Annotated in this window: 21 protein-coding genes and 1 tRNA gene; 1 reads left to right on the plus strand and 21 read right to left on the minus strand. The window is 40.8% G+C overall.

Features of this window, described 5'->3' with window-relative positions; translation table 11 throughout:
* Positions 1 to 8: 8 nt before the first annotated feature.
* From PHAL_RS0117645 to rppH, 18 genes are all read right to left on the minus strand, one after another.
* Positions 9 to 212: a hypothetical protein gene (locus tag PHAL_RS0117645; protein ID WP_016709760.1), complete on the minus strand. Its 204-nt coding sequence runs from the start codon at positions 210 to 212 to the stop codon at positions 9 to 11.
* A 26-nt stretch (positions 213 to 238) separates the two neighbouring features.
* Positions 239 to 1114: a hypothetical protein gene (locus tag PHAL_RS0117650; RefSeq protein WP_016709761.1), complete on the minus strand. Its 876-nt coding sequence runs from the start codon at positions 1112 to 1114 to the stop codon at positions 239 to 241.
* A gap of 101 nt (positions 1115 to 1215) precedes the next feature.
* Positions 1216 to 1290, minus strand: a tRNA-Arg gene (locus PHAL_RS0117655).
* Between the two features lie 186 nt (positions 1291 to 1476).
* Positions 1477 to 2148, minus strand: coding sequence for a FlgO family outer membrane protein (locus tag PHAL_RS0117660; protein WP_016709762.1), 672 nt, complete (start codon positions 2146 to 2148; stop codon positions 1477 to 1479).
* A 5-nt stretch (positions 2149 to 2153) separates the two neighbouring features.
* The gene (locus tag PHAL_RS0117665) at positions 2154 to 2837 is read right to left on the minus strand and encodes a FlgO family outer membrane protein (protein ID WP_016709763.1); all 684 of its coding nucleotides are present in this window, start codon (positions 2835 to 2837) and stop codon (positions 2154 to 2156) included.
* A gap of 12 nt (positions 2838 to 2849) precedes the next feature.
* A complete protein-coding gene (locus PHAL_RS0117670; RefSeq protein WP_016709764.1) occupies positions 2850 to 3443 on the minus strand; it encodes a FlgO family outer membrane protein in 594 nt (197 codons plus the stop codon).
* Between the two features lie 51 nt (positions 3444 to 3494).
* The gene (locus PHAL_RS0117675) at positions 3495 to 4112 is read right to left on the minus strand and encodes an SPOR domain-containing protein (protein WP_016709765.1); all 618 of its coding nucleotides are present in this window, start codon (positions 4110 to 4112) and stop codon (positions 3495 to 3497) included.
* Between the two features lie 10 nt (positions 4113 to 4122).
* Positions 4123 to 7068 (minus strand): hypothetical protein, encoded by a 2946-nt coding sequence (locus PHAL_RS0117680; protein ID WP_016709766.1) that lies wholly within the window; start codon positions 7066 to 7068, stop codon positions 4123 to 4125.
* Positions 7069 to 7093: 25 nt separating this feature from the next.
* Positions 7094 to 7888: a fimbrial biogenesis chaperone gene (locus tag PHAL_RS0117685; protein ID WP_016709767.1), complete on the minus strand. Its 795-nt coding sequence runs from the start codon at positions 7886 to 7888 to the stop codon at positions 7094 to 7096.
* A gap of 8 nt (positions 7889 to 7896) precedes the next feature.
* Positions 7897 to 8370: a DUF4402 domain-containing protein gene (locus PHAL_RS0117690; protein ID WP_016709768.1), complete on the minus strand. Its 474-nt coding sequence runs from the start codon at positions 8368 to 8370 to the stop codon at positions 7897 to 7899.
* 9 nt (positions 8371 to 8379) lie between these two features.
* The gene (locus PHAL_RS0117695; protein WP_016709769.1) at positions 8380 to 8979 is read right to left on the minus strand and encodes a DUF4402 domain-containing protein; all 600 of its coding nucleotides are present in this window, start codon (positions 8977 to 8979) and stop codon (positions 8380 to 8382) included.
* A gap of 119 nt (positions 8980 to 9098) precedes the next feature.
* Positions 9099 to 9740 (minus strand): SPOR domain-containing protein, encoded by a 642-nt coding sequence (locus PHAL_RS0117700; RefSeq protein WP_080571551.1) that lies wholly within the window; start codon positions 9738 to 9740, stop codon positions 9099 to 9101.
* Positions 9741 to 9861: 121 nt separating this feature from the next.
* The gene (galU, locus tag PHAL_RS0117705; RefSeq protein ID WP_016709771.1) at positions 9862 to 10740 is read right to left on the minus strand and encodes a UTP--glucose-1-phosphate uridylyltransferase GalU; all 879 of its coding nucleotides are present in this window, start codon (positions 10738 to 10740) and stop codon (positions 9862 to 9864) included.
* A 35-nt stretch (positions 10741 to 10775) separates the two neighbouring features.
* Positions 10776 to 11627 (minus strand): thymidylate synthase, encoded by an 852-nt coding sequence (locus tag PHAL_RS0117710; protein WP_016709772.1) that lies wholly within the window; start codon positions 11625 to 11627, stop codon positions 10776 to 10778.
* Between the two features lie 13 nt (positions 11628 to 11640).
* The gene (gene lgt / locus PHAL_RS0117715; RefSeq protein ID WP_016709773.1) at positions 11641 to 12444 is read right to left on the minus strand and encodes a prolipoprotein diacylglyceryl transferase; all 804 of its coding nucleotides are present in this window, start codon (positions 12442 to 12444) and stop codon (positions 11641 to 11643) included.
* A gap of 12 nt (positions 12445 to 12456) precedes the next feature.
* Positions 12457 to 13266 carry a sulfite exporter TauE/SafE family protein gene (locus PHAL_RS0117720; RefSeq protein ID WP_016709774.1) on the minus strand — a complete coding sequence of 270 codons (810 nt, stop codon included), beginning with the start codon at positions 13264 to 13266 and terminating at the stop codon, positions 12457 to 12459.
* Positions 13267 to 13344: 78 nt separating this feature from the next.
* A complete protein-coding gene (gene ptsP, locus PHAL_RS0117725) occupies positions 13345 to 15618 on the minus strand; it encodes a phosphoenolpyruvate--protein phosphotransferase (RefSeq protein ID WP_016709775.1) in 2274 nt (757 codons plus the stop codon).
* Between the two features lie 16 nt (positions 15619 to 15634).
* On the minus strand, positions 15635 to 16156 hold the full coding sequence (gene rppH / locus PHAL_RS0117730; protein WP_016709776.1) for an RNA pyrophosphohydrolase: 522 nt from the start codon (positions 16154 to 16156) through the stop codon (positions 15635 to 15637).
* A 427-nt stretch (positions 16157 to 16583) separates the two neighbouring features.
* On the opposite strand from rppH, the gene mutH reads away from it, so the two are divergent.
* Positions 16584 to 17255 carry a DNA mismatch repair endonuclease MutH gene (gene mutH / locus PHAL_RS0117740; protein WP_016709777.1) on the plus strand — a complete coding sequence of 224 codons (672 nt, stop codon included), beginning with the start codon at positions 16584 to 16586 and terminating at the stop codon, positions 17253 to 17255.
* Between the two features lie 101 nt (positions 17256 to 17356).
* Here mutH and eno read toward each other — a convergent pair whose 3' ends face one another.
* From eno to mazG, 3 genes are all read right to left on the minus strand, one after another.
* Positions 17357 to 18655 carry a phosphopyruvate hydratase gene (gene eno / locus PHAL_RS0117745; protein WP_016709778.1) on the minus strand — a complete coding sequence of 433 codons (1299 nt, stop codon included), beginning with the start codon at positions 18653 to 18655 and terminating at the stop codon, positions 17357 to 17359.
* 109 nt (positions 18656 to 18764) lie between these two features.
* Positions 18765 to 20399, minus strand: a complete 1635-nt coding sequence (locus tag PHAL_RS0117750; RefSeq protein ID WP_016709779.1) for a CTP synthase — start codon at positions 20397 to 20399, stop codon at positions 18765 to 18767.
* A gap of 138 nt (positions 20400 to 20537) precedes the next feature.
* Positions 20538 to 21350 (minus strand): nucleoside triphosphate pyrophosphohydrolase, encoded by an 813-nt coding sequence (gene mazG, locus PHAL_RS0117755; protein WP_016709780.1) that lies wholly within the window; start codon positions 21348 to 21350, stop codon positions 20538 to 20540.
* Between the last annotated feature and the right edge of the window lie 2 nt (positions 21351 to 21352).

Here is a 21352-nt window from a genome sequence, read left to right on the forward strand (position 1 = left end):
AATAACGATCAGTCACCAGTAGAGTATGAAAATTCTTTAGGAAAAGTGTCCGGCTGGAGTTGACCAGAACAAGCTTTCTGATAATAGGGCAATACTTTTAAAATGTCAGCTTCTGATGATATTCCACTTTGATAAGCGAACAATAAAATTTCTATAGCTTCATCAAATAACCCCTCTTTAGCTTTAGTCGTTGCGAGTTTTAGTTGATTCATATTAGTGTTCCCCCTTGATTACTGTTTCATTCCCTGTTTTTCAATATATTATTTAACTGCTCTATCGTAAGCTCTTCTCTCGAAGTTATATCAGGTTCACCAAGAGGAAGGTTGATTTTATATGAATGGCTTGTTATTCCATCACTACAGTCAACTTTTTCATAATGTATGTTCTCGGCTATCGCTTTTGGTGCTAATTGCTCAGCTTTAAAAAATAATTTGCTAGTTGGAGAAAAAGGGAAGTAAATAAAAAAGTTATTAAATTGGCAATATAAAATATAGATGATGTGATTATCAGAAATTTCTCTAGTTAATTCGATTTCCATTTTTATTGGAAAGTTAACATCGGGCATTCTGTATCCACACCAAAAAATAGGAAAATGATTAAGGCTTTCAAAATTCTGATTTGATCTCAACCACCCAATAGCAGTATTAAATTCTTTTAATTTTTCATCTGGAAGAATGGATATTAAACTCTTTAAAATTGCTTTGTAAACTTTGACCATATCAAAAGTTTGTGAAGAAAAATTTAATGAGCTTTTCTCTGAAGATTTTTCTTGTATTAATGTTATAAATTGATCATCTCCATAAACTTTACTACCACCTTTTATATAATTCGGCCGATAACCTTTCTTGCCTCTTAGTCGAGTAATAATCGTTGGGGGTATAAAATTGCTTAAATCTTTCTCTATTTTTGAAAATCTAGCATTGCACTCATCACATTCATTAACTGTAAAGATGCTTTTATTGCCAAGAAACTCAGGAAAGGAATGGGCTCTTTTTTTATTGAACTTCACATCATTTAACTTGCAGAACCTACATAAAGAATCTCTTTCACCAACTTCAACTGTTGGAGATAAATTATAATTATGCTGTATATGACTAAAAATCTGCTCAAACAAAAACTAATCCTTTAACTTGCTAAAGTTTATATTCTCACTCAAATAAATATGCTACACAGAAAATAAGAAAGAGGGAAAAAACTATAACTCATTGATTTTATTGGTAGCCCCTACAGGAATCGAACCTGTAACTGCCCCTTAGGAGGGGGCCGTTATATCCATTTAACTAAGAGGCCACATTCGAGCTTCGAGCTTCAAGTTGATAGCTTCAAGTTGATAGCTTCAAGTTGATAGCTTCAAGTTGATAGCTGATAGCTGATAGCTGATAGCTGATAGCTGATAGCTGATAGCTGATAGCTGATAGCAAAAGTATAACGGTTTATCCCATTTACAATCAAGCAGTTAAATAGGCTTGATTGACCTTAGTTAATACTCGCGCGTTGTAGGTGGATATCGACGTTGTTGAGCACGTAATACGGCAGAGTTTTATTGCTGCTGGCGATAACGCGTTTACTGTTGATATCAATAATACGGGCGTTTACTTCGACGCCGTTGCTGCGATAAATTAGTGTGCCTGATAACACATGGCTGGCAATGTGTTTATCAGCCAGTTGCTCTATATCACGAGAAAACACAAAATCGCCGCGGGCGGTCATAGCTATGTGGTCGGTAGTTTTAAAATCGACAATGCCATAACCAAATTTTTGCAGTTGATGAATAAAGCTCTCTGATAACTGGTTGCCTAATTGGCTGCTGTTATTAAGGCTGGCATCTAAATCAACAAATGAGGTAACGGCAATTGATACATCTAGCTCAGTTTGCATGGTATCTACAAGATCTAGCGCCATTTGCTCAACATAATTAACTAAGGTTTTATGGTGTTTATTTGGCGTAAACTGGGCACCATTATCTATCGGTTCAGCATTGCTTGCTTGAGCCTGTTGCAGCATGTGAGTAAGGTCGTACTGGCTGGTGGTGCTTTGCACTGGCTCAACGGCTGTGCTGTCATTAACCGTACTGCATGCACTGAGAGTACTGAAAAGTACCCCTGTCGTTGCGATTAAAAATGCGCGATGTGTTAGCTTACTCATCATTAGCCTCACTTACTCACTTGTTTTAGCATGACGCCATCTGTGCGGTAGCTACTGTCGAGTGCATCCACCACTGATTGAGGAATAAACCCTTGCGCAGAGCCTACTACGGCTTTACTTGCTAAACCAATTATACGGGCATTAACCAACACACCACCTTGGTGGTTTACCATAGTGCCAGCCAGTACGTAGTTAAAGTTTTGATCTTGGCTAAGCTCTAAATAGTCGCGGCTAAAAACAAAATCACCCGTTGGCGTGACACGCATAAAGTCAGTGGTTTTAAAATCAATCACGGGCACACCAAAGCTGTGTAACTCATGCATAAAACTTTCGGCAATTTGATTACCCAGTAAAGTAGCGTCGTTGTAGTTGTCATCTAAAAAAATAAAGCTCGACACGGCAAGTGGCGTTTTACTGTTTACGTATTGCAGATTTTCAGCCATATCTTGCATGATGCCGCGTACGTAGTGATTAATATTTTTACGCGTTGGCACGCTAACTTGGCTGCTGTCATTAATAACGGGGGCATTGCTTTGATACAAAGAATTAGTTTGCCCTGGCGCAGCAACAGCTCGTTGATCATTTACCAATTGTGGGGAGTTATTGGTCAGTTGTGCGCCACTGCTCGGTTCCATCACTTGTGCACACCCAAATCCCAGTGGCAAACATAAAGTTAATATTAAGCGTTTCATGAGAGCTCCTAATTAGTATTCGCTGCGGTAGATGTAACCGTCGCGCTGTTGTATTTTTTCATCACCCCACATAACGTTGATGGGGATCTCGGTGCTAGCGGCAGATACAACGCGGCTGTCCTGGGTATTTACCATGCGGGCATTAACTATATAGGCATGTTGTTGCCGTGTAAGTGTGCCGGTGATCACAAAGTCAATATTCTGACGTTGGCGTAATTTACTAATATCGCGACTTAACATACCGTCAGCGTTACTGGCTAGGTTAAGGTGTTTTTCAAGGCGATATTCAATGGTGTTATAGCCTAGTTGCGTAAACTGGGTTAATAAACTTTCTTGAATTTGTTGACTCAGCCCAGCTCCCTGCCCTTGCGCCAGCTCAGTATCAAGCGCATCGGCTAAGTAAAAGCTAGTGACGGCAATCCGCGCGCTGCTTTTAAATGGCCCATTGACGTGGCTAAGCTGGGTGCTTAAATCGCTCACATACTGATGCACCGTATACGGTGCCATCGTCGCTTTTGGCGCTTCGGTGCTCGGTGCTGGTGGTTTTTCTTGCGTTAAGCTACACGCAGTTAAACTCAGCAATAATAAACATAACAAAAGGCGCATAATTGCCATCCTTACTAAACATGGCAATTACAAAGCAAGTATTATGCCTATTTATAGTTTTACTGGGTTATCTGTGTAGTAACTCACAATACAACTCACTTGCTGCTGTTTTAATTTGTCGCAATCAGCTTGGGCATTTTTTTGATACTGGTAAGCCCCAAGTTTTAAGCGATAGTAAGTTATGCCTTTTACATTTGCCGTTTCAACATTGGCGATAGTCGTTCCCGTCAGTAAACTTGGGGCTTTATGTTGCATGGCTTGCCAACTTGTTGCCAGTTGCGCTTGCTGAGTGACTGAGATAATTTGTAATGCAAATAACGCGGGGGGTGTACGTTGTGGCTGAGCTACGGGTGCCTGTATTGGCGGCTGTGCTTGCGCGGTCATCGCAGTATTACTTTGAGCTGGCTCTTCATTGGCTATTGCTGTTAATTGGGTTATCAATAAATTTAAATCACTCTCAATCAATAACAACCTTTCAATATCAGGTTTTATTGCTTGCCACTGCGCTGAGCTTGTTTGTAGCTGTTGTAACTCTGATTTGGTTATTTGTACGTACTGCTCATTGTTTGTTTGCATTGTTTGCTTGGTGCTACTGCAGCCAAAAAGTAATAAGCCAGATAATACAAATACGGCGCACTTAATCATGACAAGAGGTGGTGTAATATTCATTGGCATTCCTTTAATGAAGTATTGTTCGTTGTTCAAGCTTACAGTTTAAACCCTGTGCGATCAGCGACTGGCAGATAGTTGCAAACTCAGGTTGCGCCTGCTCAGCATACCCTAAAGCGAGTATATACTTATTTTGCTGTCGATCGTGAATATAGAATACTTCCTGCTGCTGTAACCCAAGCCGTGGGCTTATTAAACGTAAATAGGCTTTTAACATCATTAACGATGAGAAGTTGCCCGCATTTACTATTGTGCCAGCCACTTGTTCTAGGGGTTTAAGGGTAAAATCAACACCAAGTAATACATCTCCCTTCGGGGATAAATTAACCTTAACATGTTGCGTATTTTTTAATGCTTTACGTTCTTTAAACTGCCCATCAATCACCGCCTGATATTGCCCTGGCCGCAAATCGGTAAAAAGATAATAACCATCGAAAGCGGCTTGTGTTTGGGCTACTTTTTTACCGTTTTCATCTAGTAACGCTATGTTGGCATACGGTTGTATTTGCGTATGTTCACCTTGTTGGGTGTATATCACCCCTTCAATTTCACTGGCATTGTTTAACGGGTAATCCATATACTCAATAAATCCGGCCCGTGGTGTGATTGAAAAACCATCGTGGGCGGGGATCATAAATGGATCTGCAAAACTATTTCTATCAAGTATGATATCAGTAGTACGGTTAGCGGGCATGCTGGTTAACAGCGCAATGCCTTGCTCATCTGTAATCGCTTGGCGATGATTTTGCACACCTTTGACTTTAATACCCGCGACCCCCTGCTCGTCAGGATCCATTATGCCGTTGTTATTCTGATCTAAAAATACTTTAACCAGTAAACTCCCCGTACTGGTTAAGCTTCGATTTGACATAAAAGCACGGTTATTTTCCCTATCATAACCAAAACTAAAGCGGCTATATAAGCTAAACAGCCAATTATCATTACTGTCGTAGTTAATAGTACTGCTTAAGTTAAAATCATCATTTTGCCAATTCAAGCCCAGATCTGCAGATTGAACGTTCTCATTTAGGGTATTTCTAAGTGTCAGCTCAGCTTGCAACTTTGCAGTAATACTGCGATTAAATTCGGCTTGGTAACTTAAAATATCACTCTCTGGTGATATTAAATAATCAACACCAAAACGGCTGTATACCCGTCCTATTCGCCCTTGAATGCGTGTTGCGCCATATATTTGGCTCTGTTCATTTACTTTTTGCCATTGTAAAAGGTTGTTTACCGAAAACCCTGAATAGCTATAATTAAATCGGTTATAGGCTTGCTGTAAATCACGACCTGAACTTGAGTGCTGTAATAAAAAGTTATTTTGATAATTAAGCCGACCATAATTATTATCCATCAATTCACCTGACATATCGAATTGATAGCTTTGAAAATCTTGCTGTTGTTCCGAACGGTCCGTTACAGTAAAAAGGAGTGATTGTTCTGCCAGTTGCGTTCTTGCTGTGAGCTCTAATTCATTTTGCTGTTGGTTGTTTTGCTCGTAGTCAACATTAAGCAACAGTCTTTCAAACAAGTTAATGTTGCTGCCAAAAGCGAATTGGTAAAAGTCATCATCTTCGCGCTTTTGCGCCATAGCGCCGGTGTAAATAGCAATATTATCTGTTAAGCCTCGTTCGTAACGCCCCGCAGCCAACCAACCACTTTGCTGTGGATTACTCTCGCTCCCTAATAATTGTTTACCTTGCTCTGAGATTGACACTTCGTATGTCGCTTCACCTTGGCCTAATTGGTTGCCGTCAATAAAGTAATATTCTGTTTTACGTTCAACTTGCCCTTGCGGGCCGTAAAAGATCAATTCAAAGTTATTTTCACCATACAATAAATCAACATCAGCAAAGACATAGCGGCCATCGGCAAGGCTTAACTGTTGTTCAATTAACAAACCATTACGGTAAAGTTCAACATCCCAGCCCGGCTGAATGGCACCTGTGAGGTTAATTCGATTATTGTCTATATTGCGGTCTAACTGGTAATTAGAAAACTTAACACCACGCCCGTACTGACTATTATAGCGACTCCCAACTTGCGTCGCGGTGATATCACCAAAGCGTATTTCGCTTGCAGCAAAAGCACCGAGTAAGCTGCTATCTAATGCTTGTTTAGAGAATGTGAGTCGTGAGTCTGTTAATAGGTCTTGCTCTCGCCCGGCTAAAAAGTATTCCGCTGAAAGGTATGCAAAATCTTGCGCACCTAATAATGAATAACTAGTGCGGCTACTGTCATTATCTCGGCGGTAATTAAGTTGTAAATCAGCCACTGGGACAGAAATAACTTGATAAGGGCTTGCTTTCCAAGGCTGGGTAGGCTGATTATCCGTATGATGCTGGTTATTAAATTGACGGTTTTTTCTCTGCTGTTGAGCGACAACAGGAAATAACTCATCAGTGGTTACTTCGAGCGTTAAATTCGCGTAATCAGGTATGATCTCCACCATAAAAGCAGATTCTAAAACCGCGGCATCGATATAAATATCATCATCAATCAATAGTTGCTGTGAAAAAAGTACCACCTCTTGATTATTTACAACGAGTTTAGCGGGTTCAGTAGCACTGAGTGAAAATAAATTACCTTGCTCAATAAACCATCCTGCGGCAGAGCCGCTCGCCACATCAACATCAATAGCAAGTTGTAATATTTCAACTAACCCCGACAAACCAAGCAAGACCCCTTGCTCGCTTTTTATTGCAAACGCTTCACCAAGATACATATCGTTGAGCGATAAAGAAAAAAGTAAAAACTCACCAGCCGCAATACGCTGCGCAGCAGGCTGGCTGTGTTCGACTATAGCGGGCGGTGGCGCACTCACTGGTGAGTGAGATTGATTTAATTTAGCTTGAATGGCTTTAAGCGTGCGCAGCGCATCATTGGTCGGCACAGTGCTTGCAAAACAGTGCGCGCTTAACAACATAAGGCCTATGGCCAATACACGGGTCATTTTAATAACTTAATATCGCTTAAAGTTATTTCCCTATAGCCAAAGTGTAAGAGGCAAAATCAACCGCGTTATATTCTTCAGCCCCTTTGTAATCAATGAGTACATAGCCATTTGCAGGTAACTGTTTATCTTTAAATAAACTGAGCGTTGCTGTCACTGTATCAACTTCAGGGTAAACACTTAAATTGCTAATTTCAGCAATTTTCTCTTGCCCACCCGATGCATTTTTAACATAAGCACTGAGCTTGCCATAACTACTAAAGTTAGTATGTCGTTGCAATTGAACTTGAATTTGCGGCTTGGCTTGATCAGCACTTTTTACAATGCTTGCCTGTGCAATAGTCACCTTAGGCTGCTCTGCTTGCTCACGAAAAATAACGGGAATGCTAAAACTCATAATCATATTGATCTGTATTCCTGACTTTTGCTCTGTATTTTCGTTAGGTAAAGCTTGAAATAATAAGTGCGAGCGATATTCGCCAGGCTGTAAACCTTTCGGTTTGCGAATTGCAATTTTAACCGTTTGTTTTTCGCCCGGTGCTAAAGTCACCTGTTTCGGGGATAAGCGTGTCATTGGCGATAAACTACCTTCACTCACCTGCTCTAGATTTTTATAACCGCCAGTGGGTAAAGCTTGTTTTTCACTCCAAACTACTCGATACGTACGTTGTTCATTCGAATTGTTGATCACCGTGACTTTAGCACTACGTTGACGCTCATCAAAGGTAACACGAGTAGGTGAAATCAATAAGTTTGCCACTGCCACTTGGCTAAAAAATGCTGTTAGCAGCACACACATCACTGTTAATTTATTGAACATGTCAATCCTTAGTAGTCAATCGAAATTTCTAAATTGGTCGTAGAGGAATAGTCGCCATCTGAGTAATTCTTACTGCTAGGTTTTGTTATTAAAGTGCCGCCAATAAACACTTTAGCTTCACCAAAGTCGTCGGTAATGACAGACATATTAGATAAACCATTTAGGCGTACTTCAAACTCGGCACTACTGCTGCCTTGGGTATTGTGCTGAACTTGTACAGGGCGAACCAATGTTATTTTCAGCTCGGTATGTGCAGGGTAATCGAGTAGTAAAAGCTCGGCTGGACGCCCTTTTTCAAGCACATAAATATTACCTAATGTATTTATGTCGCCGTCAGCTTTGATGATCACAGAGCTCGTATTTGTATTGCTTGGTATAACCAAAGTGCCAAAATCCAGCGACTGCTGCTCAATACTCTTAGCAAGATAATTAGGGCTGTAAATTAAAGCACTTACAGCCACTGCATACGAAAGTAGGCGCATTAAATATGATTAATACGCAACTTCGATTTGAAAAGTGCCAGCATAAACACCGTCAGCATACGTTTTGCTAGTTACTTTGTTAGATGTTTTTAACGTTGCGCCAATATTAAATGACACCGTGCCATCCTGCCCCACTTGTAGATTAGGTGTGCCAGGCGTATAGGGAGCGTTATTATTATCCCCACTGGTGATCACATAATTCCAATCGCCAATAGTAAAATCAGGACGGTCAGTATCTTGCCCATTCTCAAACTCTAAATTTGTTTTAATTGGATCAATAATTGTTAATACCGCACTTGGTACTGCTTCTGATACTGTAAAAGAGGCAGGCTCACCGTCTTCGATAATCGCAAATAATGCACTAGCAGTATTATTTTTACTCTCTGAAATAGGGCTTGCGTCAGGAGTAGCGCTTACCACAAGTTCAGCAATATCAGTACCTGCTGGATCGGCAACCGCACGAACGGTACCAAAATTTAAATCAGTATCTTTAGTTAATACAACGGCATTTTGTACCGTTACCTCTGCTCGAAACGTCTCGGTAGCAGATATCGCACTAAAAGGCACAGCTAAGATGCTTACAGCAAGTAATGGAAAAGATAATTTCATATTAAGTCCTTATAAGAATTGGGATATTACCGTATTTGGCCCCATCATAATTTTTATCGACACTTAGAACAATTACTTTAAGCTTAATTACTAAAAAATCAGATAAATAACTTATTTTATTACAAAAGCTGACCAACAAATGGGGCACTGATACACTTGTGCCCTAAATTTTGCGCTAAAGAACAAAACAGATTCGCCTCTGTATAATTTTTGAATGGCCCAACACGTAGCCCATATAAAGTAACGCCTTTATTTTGACGCTCAGTCATTACAAAATCTAATTGGCTAAATGCTTGAGGGTATTCACGCTGTAACCTTGCTATTTGTGTTCTTACTATTTCCGGCTTTAGATAAAGTCCGAGCTGAGCTCCAGGTAAAGAATCACTTGAATATGGCTGTTCATTACTTGCAGCTAATTGAGTTTGCTCTTTTGACTTGATATCAGCTCCAGGTGCTATGATATCATCCCGACTGTGCACGGCTGCGGTACTCGCTTGGCGTAGTACTACTGGGTTTTCAGCTATTTCGGTGTTAGACGAAAGTGCCATGATTAGCAATTGTAAGTCTGCTTCCATTGCAGCTAAACGCTCGATACTCTCTTGTTGTGAATGCCATTGCTGAACATACTCTTTGACTTGTTGATCTGATATTAATGCTGGTTTTTTTTCAGGCTCGTGCGCTTTGCTACTGCACCCGTTTAGCAAAATAGTTATGGTGATCAATGCAATTGTAGGCCAAGCTTGCTTTTTTAAACACATCATTTTTTGCACATCATGAAATAACAATGCTGTATTGTAAGCAAAGTAAGTGCCAGTTTCAGTATTTTAGATCATAAAAAAAGTGCCATACTGGCACTTTTTAAATTGGATTAGCTAAATAAACTTAAACTAAGGTTTTAATAAAGTCACTAAGCTCATCTTTAAACTCATCACGACGTAATGCAAATTCAATAGTCGCTTTTAAGTAACCTAACTTGCTGCCACAATCATGACTACGGCCTTTAATGGCGTATGCATCAACGGCTTCTTTGTCCATTAACATGGCAATAGCGTCGGTAAGTTGAATTTCATCACCTGCCCCAGCTGGGGTTTTCGCAAGTAATGGCCAAATGTTTTTACTTAAAACATAGCGTCCTACAACAGCTAGGTTTGATGGCGCCGAATGCACGGGGGGTTTTTCCACCATATTTTTAATCGGTGCGCTATGCCCTTGTTCTAGCGTAGCTTCACCTAAGTCAACCACACCAAATTTATCAACATCTTGCATTGGTACTGGCTCAACCATAATTTGGCTGTGTGCGGTTTCATTAAAATGCGCGATCATTTCTGCAAGGTTGTCTTTATGCAGATCGCTTTCTACATCATCAATAATCACATCAGGTAAAATAACCACAAATGGCTCATTGCCAATAATAGGGGCCGCGCAGTTAATCGCATGACCTAAGCCTTTTGCTTCACCTTGGCGAACATGGATTATAGTCACGTCCTTAGGGCAAATAGCTTGTACTTCTGCAAGTAATTGGCGTTTTACGCGTTTTTCTAACGTCGCTTCAAGCTCAAAACTGGTATCAAAATGGTTTTCGATCGAGTTTTTACTAGAGTGAGTCACTAAAACGATTTCTTTAATACCTGCAGCAACGGCTTCATTTACTACATACTGGATCAGTGGTTTATCTACAACCGGTAACATTTCTTTTGGGATAGCTTTCGTTGCTGGCAACATGCGGGTACCAAGTCCTGCAACGGGGATCACTGCTTTCATAATATTTTTCCTTAAATAGTAACTATATTTAATGATTATACCGAAAATGGATATTTAATTGCGTCATGGCATTGGTAACCATGTACTTCAAAATCATCACGGGTTACCCAAGTCTCAATGTCTTCAAGTGATTTAATATCTGGGTTGATAGTCAGAGTCGGTGATGCAAATGGTTCGCGCTGTAACTGTACATCACGCATTAATTCAAGCTGATTTTCATAAATATGTGCATTCACAATTTTATGATAGGCCTTGCCCGCTTTATGTCCAGTAATTTGCGCAACCAAAGCAAGTAAAACAAAGCATTGAATTTGGTTGAAATTTAAGCCTAGCGGTACATCACAACTACGCTGATATGACGTTAAGTAAAGTGTATCACCAAGAAGTGAGAATGTATGAGTATGCATGCATGGACGCAAACAGCCTAAATCGAATTCTCCCGGATTATAAAAGGTGATAATTTCACCCCGGTCATCAACCCCATTTTTTAAATTATCAATAACCTTTTTTAACTGATCTAAAGGTGTGCCATCTGGACGCTGCCACTCTCGAGCTTGTACGCCATATACACGCCCCATGTCATCCTCACCTTTGCGGTTTGGATTATTTAACCAGGCTTGGTTTTCATTGGCATTAGCATCCCAAGTCATACAGCCAATGTCGCGAAATTGCGCGGCACTGCTATAACCACGCAAATAACCTAAAAGCTCAGCAATAGCGGCTTTGTAATAGCTTTTTCGGGTGGTGATCATCGGGAACTTGTTATTGGCTACATCGTATTCAAGCTCCGCATTAATAACCGTTAAGCAACGCGTTCCTGTCCGTTTATTTTCGACCCAGATACCTTCATCAACAATGCGCTGACATAACTCTAAATATTGTTTCATTTTTGACTTCTTTTTATGCTTTGGTTGCAACAGTAGGTTGTGGCTTTTTATACGCCCATATTATCAAACCAAGGCCTGCAATGACCATTGGCAATGACAATATTTGCCCCATAGAAATAAAGCCGCCAAACAAACCTAAATGAGCATCGGGTTCACGTACATATTCAACGCAGAATCTAAATACACCGTAACCGAGCAAAAATAATCCACCAACACTACCAGCTGGGCGCGGTTTTTTGGTAAATACATATAAAATAATAAACAGCACTAAGCCTTCTAAAAACGCTTCATACAATTGTGATGGGTGACGTGCAAGCGGCCCGCCAGTAGGAAACACCATACCCCAAGGTACGTCGGTTGTTCTGCCCCACAATTCACCGTTTATAAAATTGCCAATCCGTCCTGCCAATAAACCAACAGGCACGAGTGGTGCAACAAAATCGCCTACTGCTAATAATTGTTTTTTGCGGGTCCAAGCAAAAATACAAATGGCTGTGATAACCCCTAACGTACCGCCATGAAATGACATGCCACCTTGATCGATTCTGAATAAGTAAAGTGGATTTTCTATAAAATAACTAAACTGATAAAACAATACATAACCAACACGCCCACCAAGAATAACCCCCAGCATGCCGTAAAAAAGTAAATCACTGACTTCTTCTTTTGTCCAACCAGAGTTTGGTTTGGCTGCTTGTCTATTTGCCCACCACATTGCAAAGGCAAAACCAATTAAATACATTAAACCGTACCAACGTACGCTTAGAGGACCAACCGAAAAGATGACCGGATCGATCTCTGGGAATTCAAGAGCCATATAAATTAAACCTTAACTAAAAACCATTTGAAGCGCGATAATAACCAATAACACCGCGAACACTTTTTTTATCGTTGAAACGGGTAAATAATGCGTTGCTTTGGCCCCTACTGGCGCCATAAACCACGACGTTATTACTATACCTAATAATACAGGTAAATACACAAAACCTGCAAAGCCATGTTGTAAATCGGTAACTTGCCAGCCCGCGCTGATGTAGCCAACAGATCCAAATAGCGCGATCACAATGCCGCACGCTGCCGCACAGCCTATGGCTTTTTTAATATCGACCGAAAAATAATGCAGTAACGGTACAATCAATGCGCCACCGCCAATTCCAATTAAGCCCGAGAGGCCCCCCATTAAGGCACTAACAGCGCCAAGAAGAGTGCGGCTTGGCATAGCTTTAGTAGCAACTGCTTTATTACGGGCAGATAACACCATACGGGCTGCAATAAACACGACACTGATAGCAAAGATGATACGTAATAGTTGTTCTGGAATTAAACTGGCTGCAAAACCGCTGATCAAAGCACCGACACCAACACCCGTCATAACCCAAGGCGCGATGTCCCAGGGCACATTATTGTTTTTATGATGAGCTAATGCAGATGACGTAGACGTGAATAAAATCGATGCGAGCGAGGTGGCAATAGCAGTTATGAGAACATGCTCAACCGCCACAACATCAAAATTCACGAGTAACGCACTGAGCACGGGCACAATAATCAAGCCACCACCAATGCCTAATAACCCCGCTAAAAACCCAACCACACAACCTAATAACGCGCAGCTGAGGATCAGTATGATTAAATCATGCATAGCAAACTCTTATATTTAAATTGTTATATGCATATACTAATCGATTATATCTAATCTTTACAGTACTCGTTTAGGTAACTAAGATGCCTGATTAGGGGTATAAAACAGCTCCCCTAATTGATGTTCAATCATAAAGTTACGTGTAAGCCTAAGCACTTGTTTTGCTGTAGATTGTGCTAAACACTCAGCTAGCAATACTTCCATATCACTGGCTTTTAAACGTCTTAACACCCACTTCACTTTACTTAAGGAAGAATAGTTCATACTCAAACGGCGATATCCCATAGCAATGAGTAATATTGCTCCCTCTGGATCACCACCTAATTCTCCACATAAACTAAATGACATTTCATTTTGCTGACACTCGGTAGCTACTTTTTGCAATACTCTTAATACTGCCGGATGATAGGGATTAAATAAGTCAGCTACGCGGGCGTTAGAGCGATCAACGGCGAGTAAATATTGCGTTAAATCGTTACTCCCTACAGAACAAAAATCGACCTTATTAGCCCACTCTGGCAGCATAAATACACTTGATGGCACTTCTAGCATCACGCCAATTTCGGGACGCTCAATCGCTTGCTCTGGGTATTGCTCTGCAAGCTCAAAATAAGCCTGCTCTAATAGTGCTAAAGATTCATCGACTTCTTCTGTACCGCTGATCATAGGCAGCATTATTTTTAAATTGCCCAAACCTATATTGGCTTTTACCATTGCTTTGAGCTGATCTAAAAATAACTCAGGGTGATCTAAGGTAACGCGAATACCACGCCAGCCTAAAAATGGGTTTTCTTCTGTTATATCAAAGTAATCAAGTACTTTGTCTCCCCCAATGTCGAGGGTACGCATTACAACAGGCTCAGGGTGATAACTAGCTAAAACTTCGCGATACCAGTTTTCTTGTTCTATTTGTGACGGGAACTGGCCTTTTTGCATAAACCAAGCTTCGGTTCGGTATAAACCTACGCCATCACACACTTTGGTGTTGGCTTTTTCAGTATTGAGATCCAAACCTGCATTGAGTAATAAACTAATATGTTCACCATCCAATGTCACCGCATCACACTCTTGTTCAGCTATAAATTTATCATTTAATAGACTTTCCTGGTGTTGCAGTTGTAAGTATTCAGCTTGTAACATTTGCGAGGGTGAAATATACAACCGCCCTGCATAGGCATCCAAAATCATTGCTTTGCCATCAAACTGCAACAGGGGTAAGTCTTCAATCCCCCAAATTGCAGGGATCCCCATAGCACGAGTTAAAATTGACGCATGACTATTTGCAGCACCGTTAACACTCACCACGCCAACCAAGTGCCCTTTTGGTACTTCAGCCAACATAGCTGGTGTTAAGGTATTAGCGATAAGTACCGTATCTTTGGGAAAACTTTTTACCGCATGCTCGGTATTAACAAGGTGATGTAATACTCGCAAACCAATGTCTTTCACATCAACAGCACGCTCTTTTATATAAGGGTCCTGCATAGCATTAAATTGCGAAATTAAACGTTCAATAACTATTTTTAGAGCGCTCTTTGCACACCAGCCTTCTTGCAGCTGCGCTTCAACATTCTGCCCCAAACTTCTAGCATCGAGTAGTTGCTGATACACATCAAAAACAGCCAGTGCTTCTTTAGGAATTGAGTCACTTAATGTCATTGATAAGGTATTAAACTCTTTACGAGTTGCAGCAACCGCTTGAGTAAATAAACGACGCTGCTCAGTGCTGTTTTCGTCTTTTTTTAACTCAATGGACTTAAAATCAAGTTTTGGAAGAACAACAAATGCTTGCCCAATCGCAATCCCTGGTGCACTCGAAACTCCTTTAAGAACAGAAGTTTGATGGGAAAATTCATCTTGGCGTAGTACTTCTTTAATTTCCGCATGCGCTAATTGTGAGGCAAGTTGAGCAGATAAAGTAATTAAAAATGACTCTTCGTCTTGGCTAAATACACGGGCAATTTTTTGCTGTACAACAATAACCCCCAGCACTTTTTTCTGATGTACTACAGGCACAGATAAAAATGCATTATAACCTTCTTCATTTACTTCAGGAGAGAGCTTAAAGCGCGGATGGGATTTAGCAAAAGCAATATTTATCGGCTCTTCACGTTGCGCCACTAAACCAACCAAGCCTTCAGTGAAACCGATTCTGAATTTGCCTACAGCATCAGGGTTTAGGCCCCTGGTTGCCATTAAAACGAAATTATCTTGGCTATAATCGGCAAAGTAAATGGAGCAGCACTCAGTCTTCATGGCATCTTTCACCATTTCAACAAAACATGCCAGCGCACTATCCAAATTCGCTTGTTGCGAAACGGATTCAGCGATAGCTCTGAGTGTAGCCAGCATAATACTGCTCCTTATATTATTTACCTTTGTGGCGCCATGTATCTTTTGGCTGTTCACGTTTATTAAAAGGCATCGCGAAAGGTGCAAACTCTTTCATTACACGACGATAAACATCGCGCTTGAACGAGACAACTTGCCTTACCGGATACCAATAACTAACCCATCGCCAATCATCAAACTCAGGATGATGTGTTTTTAGTAAATTTACGTCTTCGTCTTTACAACGAAGTTTAAGTAAAAACCATTTTTGTTTTTGCCCAATACACACCGGACTTGAGTCTCGGCGGATCAATCGCTTGGGTAATTTATAGCGTAACCAATGTTTTGAACTTGCAACAATTTCTACATCTTCAGGGCGTAAGCCAACTTCTTCGTGTAACTCACGAAACATTGTCTGCTCAGCGGTTTCACCGCTATCAACTCCCCCTTGCGGAAACTGCCAAGAGTGTTGACCATAACGTCTGGCCCAAAAGACCTGTCCCTGATTATTGCAAATTACAATTCCGACATTGGCACGAAAACCTTCGGCATCAATCACCTTAGTGCCTCATTTGTAAGTCGATTTTTAATGATTGTTCCACATTACCTGCGATACGGCAATCAATAATGGCAGTTTTACGCATCTTACTCACAGCTTGTGCATAACTTTAGTTTATACAGCTCATTTTGCAAACAAATCCACAATACTAGATCTTATAACTTGCCTTTTCCACAATTTCTGTGGATAACATTGTTCATAGTTGTGTATTTATCCCTGCAAGTTTTCATTCCACTTTTAGCTCCCGTTGCTAAAACAGATTAAAACCTATAAAATTCAACAAATTAACTGCATTCTCTACTGATTTTAGTTTGCCTAAAAATACAACCAAGTCACTCTGGACAAAAAACGCCCAAACACAAAGATATCCACGGTTAAACTCTTTTGCTATCATAAGTGGTGAATTTATACAATTAAATAACGCCCTATGCGACCGATAAAACCACATTCAATCAATGAACTAATGCAACGTGTTAATAACATTGCAGGCCTCACTTTAGGTCAGTTAGCGAGTCAATATCAGTTTAAAACACCGGAACACTTATTAAAGGAAAAAGGCTGGACGGGGCAATTGATTGAATATGTATTAGGAGCAACGGCAGGCTCAAAACCCACGCCAGATTTTGAAGAACTGGGTATAGAGCTAAAAACCTTACCTATTTCATACAAAGGTAAACCGCTCGAGACTACTTTTGTATCAGTTACCCCACTATTAAATGTTACAGGCATGGTTTGGCAACAAAGCACTGTTCGCAAAAAACTTAATCATGTTTTGTGGCTACCAATTTTAAGTGAGCGCGATATTGCTCCTTTTGATAGAACCATTGGCAGCGGCTTTTTATGGCAACCGACCGCTGAACAAGATGCGCAATTACAGCGTGATTGGGAAGAACAAATGGAGCTTATTGCATTAGGGCGTGTTGATGAAATTTCAGGGCACTTAGGAGATGTAATGCAAATTCGCCCAAAAGCTGCCAACAGTCGTATCGTTACCGACGCTATTGGCCCTAATGGGCAAATAATAAAAACCCTTCCCCGCGGCTTTTATTTAAAAACCAGTTTTACTGGCGAGATTTTAAGACAGCAATTTCAGCTTTAACGCCTGAAAATGCACGAGGTAAACAAAACAATCCAACAGATATAAAAAATCCCCGCTGTTGCGAGGATTCTTCTAAAGTTTAAATCAGATTTTATAAAAAATTACTGACCTTTTACTTCTTTAAGACCTTTGTAAGGTGCTTTAGCGCCTAATTGCTCTTCGATACGTAGCAATTGGTTATACTTAGCAACACGGTCAGAACGGCTTAATGAACCCGTCTTAATTTGACCTGCCGCAGTACCTACAGCTAAATCAGCAATCGTTGCGTCTTCTGTTTCACCAGAGCGATGAGAGATAACAGCTGTAAAGCCTGCATCTTTCGCCATTTTGATTGCAGCTAACGTTTCAGTTAGTGAACCAATCTGGTTGAATTTAATTAAGATAGAGTTAGCAATACCGTTGTCGATACCGCGCTTTAAGATCTTAGTATTGGTCACGAAAAGGTCATCACCCACTAACTGAACTTTATCGCCCATTAGTTTAGTTTGATGTGCAAAACCATCCCAATCTGACTCATCAAGACCGTCTTCGATAGAAACGATTGGGTACTGCTCAGTCAGTTTTTGTAAGAATAAGTTAAATTCTTCAGATGTGAATTGCTTACCTTCACCTTTAAGATCATAGATATTCGCTTCTTTGTCGTAGAACTCAGATGCAGCACAATCAAGTGCAAGTGTAATATCTTTACCAAGCTCATAACCTGCGTTAGCAACCGCTACTTTAATTGCAGCAAGTGCAGCTTCATTTGACTCAAGGTTTGGTGCAAAACCACCTTCGTCACCCACTGCTGTTGAGTGGCCATCAGCTTTCAATACTTTTGCAAGGCTGTGGAACACTTCAGCACCCATGCGTAGTGCTTCACGGAAGTTAGCAGCGCCAACTGGTTGGATCATAAACTCTTGAATATCAACTGAGTTATCAGCATGCTCACCACCATTGATGATGTTCATCATTGGTAATGGCATAGAGTAAACGCCTGGCGTACCGTTTAGGTCTGCGATGTGCTCATAAAGCTCTACTTTTTTAGATTGAGCAGCGGCTTTTGCAGTTGCAAGTGAAACAGCTAGTATTGCGTTGGCACCTAATTTTTCTTTATTTTCAGTACCATCTAAATCTAACATGATTTGGTCAACCGTGCTCTGCTCTAATGCACTTTGGCCTTCTAGCGCGCTATTGATTTCATTATTAATAAAACCAACCGCTTTTAATACACCTTTACCTAAATAACGTGCTTTATCACCATCACGTAATTCTAGTGCTTCGCGAGTACCTGTTGATGCACCAGAAGGTGCAGCAGCGCGGCCCCATGAACCGTCAGCTAAATGTACATCAGCTTCTACAGTTGGGTTACCACGCGAGTCCATAATTTCGCGACCGATCACTTTTACGATATTTGACATCTTGTTTCCTCTTTTCCCAAAATGGTGAGTTTACCGACTTTATTAATTTTCCTTAATGCCATCGGTTTTAAAAACAAATAAGCCGTGCATAGTGCACGGCTTATTCACATTATGATGACGCTTTTTGATGAGTATGAGCAGCTGCAACAAACCCTTCAAATAACGGGTGACCATCACGTGGTGTTGACGTGAATTCCGGATGGAATTGCGCGGCAATAAACCAAGGGTGATCTTTATTTTCGATAATTTCTACTAGCTTTTTATCTTCAGATAAACCAGTGAAACTCAAACCAGCTTGTTCAAGCTGTTCAACAAAGTTGTTATTTACTTCGTAACGATGACGATGACGTTCAACAATTTCATCACTGCCATAAACTTCGTGTACTTTAGAGCCTGGAGTTAAATGACACTTCTGTGCGCCTAAACGCATCGTGCCACCTAAATCTGATGCTTCATCACGTATTTCAATGTTACCGTCAGCATCTAACCATTCAGTAATTAGGCCAACAACTGGTGCAGACGATTTTGCGTTAAACTCAGTTGAGTTTGCATCGCTAAGACCTGCCACGTTACGCGCGTATTCAATTAACGCAACTTGCATCCCTAAACAAATACCAAGGTAAGGAACTTTATTCTCACGAGCATATTGCGCCGCTAAAATCTTACCTTCAACACCACGGCCACCAAAGCCGCCTGGTACTAAAATAGCATCAAGGTGAGCTAGTAGTTCGGTACCTTTGCTTTCAATATCTTGTGAATCAACATATTCAATGTTTACTGTTAAACGATTTTTAAGACCTGCATGTTTAAGTGCTTCGTTTACAGATTTATAAGCATCTGGTAATTCAATGTATTTTCCAACCATACCAATGGTCACTTCACCCGTAGGGTTTGACTCTTGATATAATACTTGTTCCCACTCTACTAAGTCTGCTTCTGGGCATTCTAAGTGGAAACGACGGCATACAAAGTTATCAAGCTCTTGTGACTTTAATAGCGCAGGAATTTTATAAATGCTGTCTACATCTGGTAATGAAATAACCGCTTTTTCTTCAACGTTAGTGAAAAGTGCAATCTTCGCACGTTCGTTGTTTGGCAGTTTACGATCAGAACGACAAATAAGAATATCTGGCTGAATACCAATTGAGCGTAATTCTTTTACAGAATGCTGAGTTGGTTTAGTTTTCACTTCACCCGCAGGGCCTAAGAATGGCACTAAGGTTAAGTGAATAAACAATGCGCGCTCACGGCCGATTTCTGTGCCAAGCTGACGAATTGCTTCTAAGAATGGTTGTGACTCAATATCACCAACCGTGCCACCAATTTCAACGATTGCCACATCGTGGCCTTCAGCACCGTCATATACGCGTTGCTTAATATCGTTGGTAATATGTGGAATGACCTGAATTGTTGCACCAAGGTACTCACCACGACGCTCACGACGTAGCACATCTTCATATACACGACCTTGTGTGAAGTTGTTACGGCTTGTCATTTTGGTACGGATGAAACGCTCATAGTGACCTAAATCAAGGTCGGTTTCAGCACCGTCTTCGGTGACAAATACTTCACCATGTTGAATTGGGCTCATTGTGCCTGGGTCAACGTTGATATAAGGATCCAGCTTTAAAATGGTAACATTTAAACCGCGGGCCTCTAAAATAGCTGCCAACGATGCTGCTGCAATACCTTTACCCAACGAGGAAACAACCCCGCCGGTAACGAAGATAAATTTTGTACTCATGCGAACCCTAGAATATCAGGAATTAAAAGGAAAAATATAGAATCAAGACGGGGCGAAATTATAGCAAAGGCACTGCCATCAATCCAGTGAAAGTTAGCAATTCTCTGCACAAAAAACACACTCAGAGTCCATCCTTATTTACACCTGCTTTTTTATCGCCTCCCATGCATCATCCATTTGTTCTAGGGTGGCCGTGTCAAGAGACAGCCCATGTGCAGCTAAATATGCTTGCACTTTTTCAAACCGCGCCGAGAACTTATCATTAGCGGCACGCAATAATTGCTCAGGATCACGTTTAATATGGCGCGCTACATTAACGGTTGCAAAGAGTAGGTCGCCCACTTCTTCGGCGCTATGTGCCGAGTGCGGATCAACCGCGAGTGCTTCTTTTACTTCACCTACTTCTTCGGCCACTTTAGCTAATGCACCATGATAATTTGGCCAATCAAAGCCTAACCCTGCAACTCGCTGTTGAATTTTTTTAGCTTTAGTTAAACTCGGTAAGTGTAATGGAATATCTTGCCAAAGTGACGAACTAGCAGTTCCTGCTTTCGCTGCTCGCTCTTGCGTTTTAATTGCTTGCCACTGCTCGCTAAGTTGCTGCTCAGTCAATGCGTGTTGTTGCTTAAATACATGTGGATGTCGCCTTACTAGTTTATCATTTAGCCCCGCCATCACATCATTAAAGTCGAATAAGCCTTGCTCTTTTGCCAGTTGCGAATAAAAAATGATTTGAAAAAGTAAGTCACCAAGTTCATTTTTAAGCTCTGTTAAGTCATTTTTCTCAATGCAGTCTGCAACCTCGTACACCTCTTCTAAGGTATGGGGCACAATTGATTTAAAATCTTGTTTTACATCCCACGGGCAGCCCGTTTCCGGATCACGTAATTTAGCCATAATGGCTAATAACTCAGTCAGCGTATCTGGTGAGATCTCGATTGTTTGACTCATTT

The organism is Pseudoalteromonas haloplanktis ATCC 14393 (genome assembly GCF_000238355.1).
GTDB classification, from domain to species: Bacteria; Pseudomonadota; Gammaproteobacteria; order Enterobacterales; family Alteromonadaceae; genus Pseudoalteromonas; species Pseudoalteromonas haloplanktis.

Bases quoted from the DNA above. Each gene is read 5' to 3' on its own strand.
- PHAL_RS0117645 (WP_016709760.1), bottom strand. From the start codon at position 212: ATGAATCAACTAAAACTCGCAACGACTAAAGCTAAAGAGGGGTTATTT.
- PHAL_RS0117660 (WP_016709762.1), bottom strand. From the start codon at position 2,148: ATGATGAGTAAGCTAACACATCGCGCATTTTTAATCGCAACGACAGGG.
- PHAL_RS0117665 (WP_016709763.1), bottom strand. From the start codon at position 2,837: ATGAAACGCTTAATATTAACTTTATGTTTGCCACTGGGATTTGGGTGT.
- PHAL_RS0117670 (WP_016709764.1), bottom strand. From the start codon at position 3,443: ATGCGCCTTTTGTTATGTTTATTATTGCTGAGTTTAACTGCGTGTAGC.
- PHAL_RS0117675 (WP_016709765.1), bottom strand. From the start codon at position 4,112: ATGAATATTACACCACCTCTTGTCATGATTAAGTGCGCCGTATTTGTA.
- PHAL_RS0117680 (WP_016709766.1), bottom strand. From the start codon at position 7,068: ATGACCCGTGTATTGGCCATAGGCCTTATGTTGTTAAGCGCGCACTGT.
- PHAL_RS0117685 (WP_016709767.1), bottom strand. From the start codon at position 7,888: ATGTTCAATAAATTAACAGTGATGTGTGTGCTGCTAACAGCATTTTTT.
- PHAL_RS0117690 (WP_016709768.1), bottom strand. From the start codon at position 8,370: ATGCGCCTACTTTCGTATGCAGTGGCTGTAAGTGCTTTAATTTACAGC.
- PHAL_RS0117695 (WP_016709769.1), bottom strand. From the start codon at position 8,979: ATGAAATTATCTTTTCCATTACTTGCTGTAAGCATCTTAGCTGTGCCT.
- PHAL_RS0117700 (WP_080571551.1), bottom strand. From the start codon at position 9,740: ATGATGTGTTTAAAAAAGCAAGCTTGGCCTACAATTGCATTGATCACC.
- galU (WP_016709771.1), bottom strand. From the start codon at position 10,740: ATGAAAGCAGTGATCCCCGTTGCAGGACTTGGTACCCGCATGTTGCCA.
- PHAL_RS0117710 (WP_016709772.1), bottom strand. From the start codon at position 11,627: ATGAAACAATATTTAGAGTTATGTCAGCGCATTGTTGATGAAGGTATC.
- lgt (WP_016709773.1), bottom strand. From the start codon at position 12,444: ATGGCTCTTGAATTCCCAGAGATCGATCCGGTCATCTTTTCGGTTGGT.
- PHAL_RS0117720 (WP_016709774.1), bottom strand. From the start codon at position 13,266: ATGCATGATTTAATCATACTGATCCTCAGCTGCGCGTTATTAGGTTGT.
- ptsP (WP_016709775.1), bottom strand. From the start codon at position 15,618: ATGCTGGCTACACTCAGAGCTATCGCTGAATCCGTTTCGCAACAAGCG.
- mutH (WP_016709777.1), top strand. From the start codon at position 16,584: ATGCGACCGATAAAACCACATTCAATCAATGAACTAATGCAACGTGTT.
- eno (WP_016709778.1), bottom strand. From the start codon at position 18,655: ATGTCAAATATCGTAAAAGTGATCGGTCGCGAAATTATGGACTCGCGT.
- PHAL_RS0117750 (WP_016709779.1), bottom strand. From the start codon at position 20,399: ATGAGTACAAAATTTATCTTCGTTACCGGCGGGGTTGTTTCCTCGTTG.
- mazG (WP_016709780.1), bottom strand. From the start codon at position 21,350: ATGAGTCAAACAATCGAGATCTCACCAGATACGCTGACTGAGTTATTA.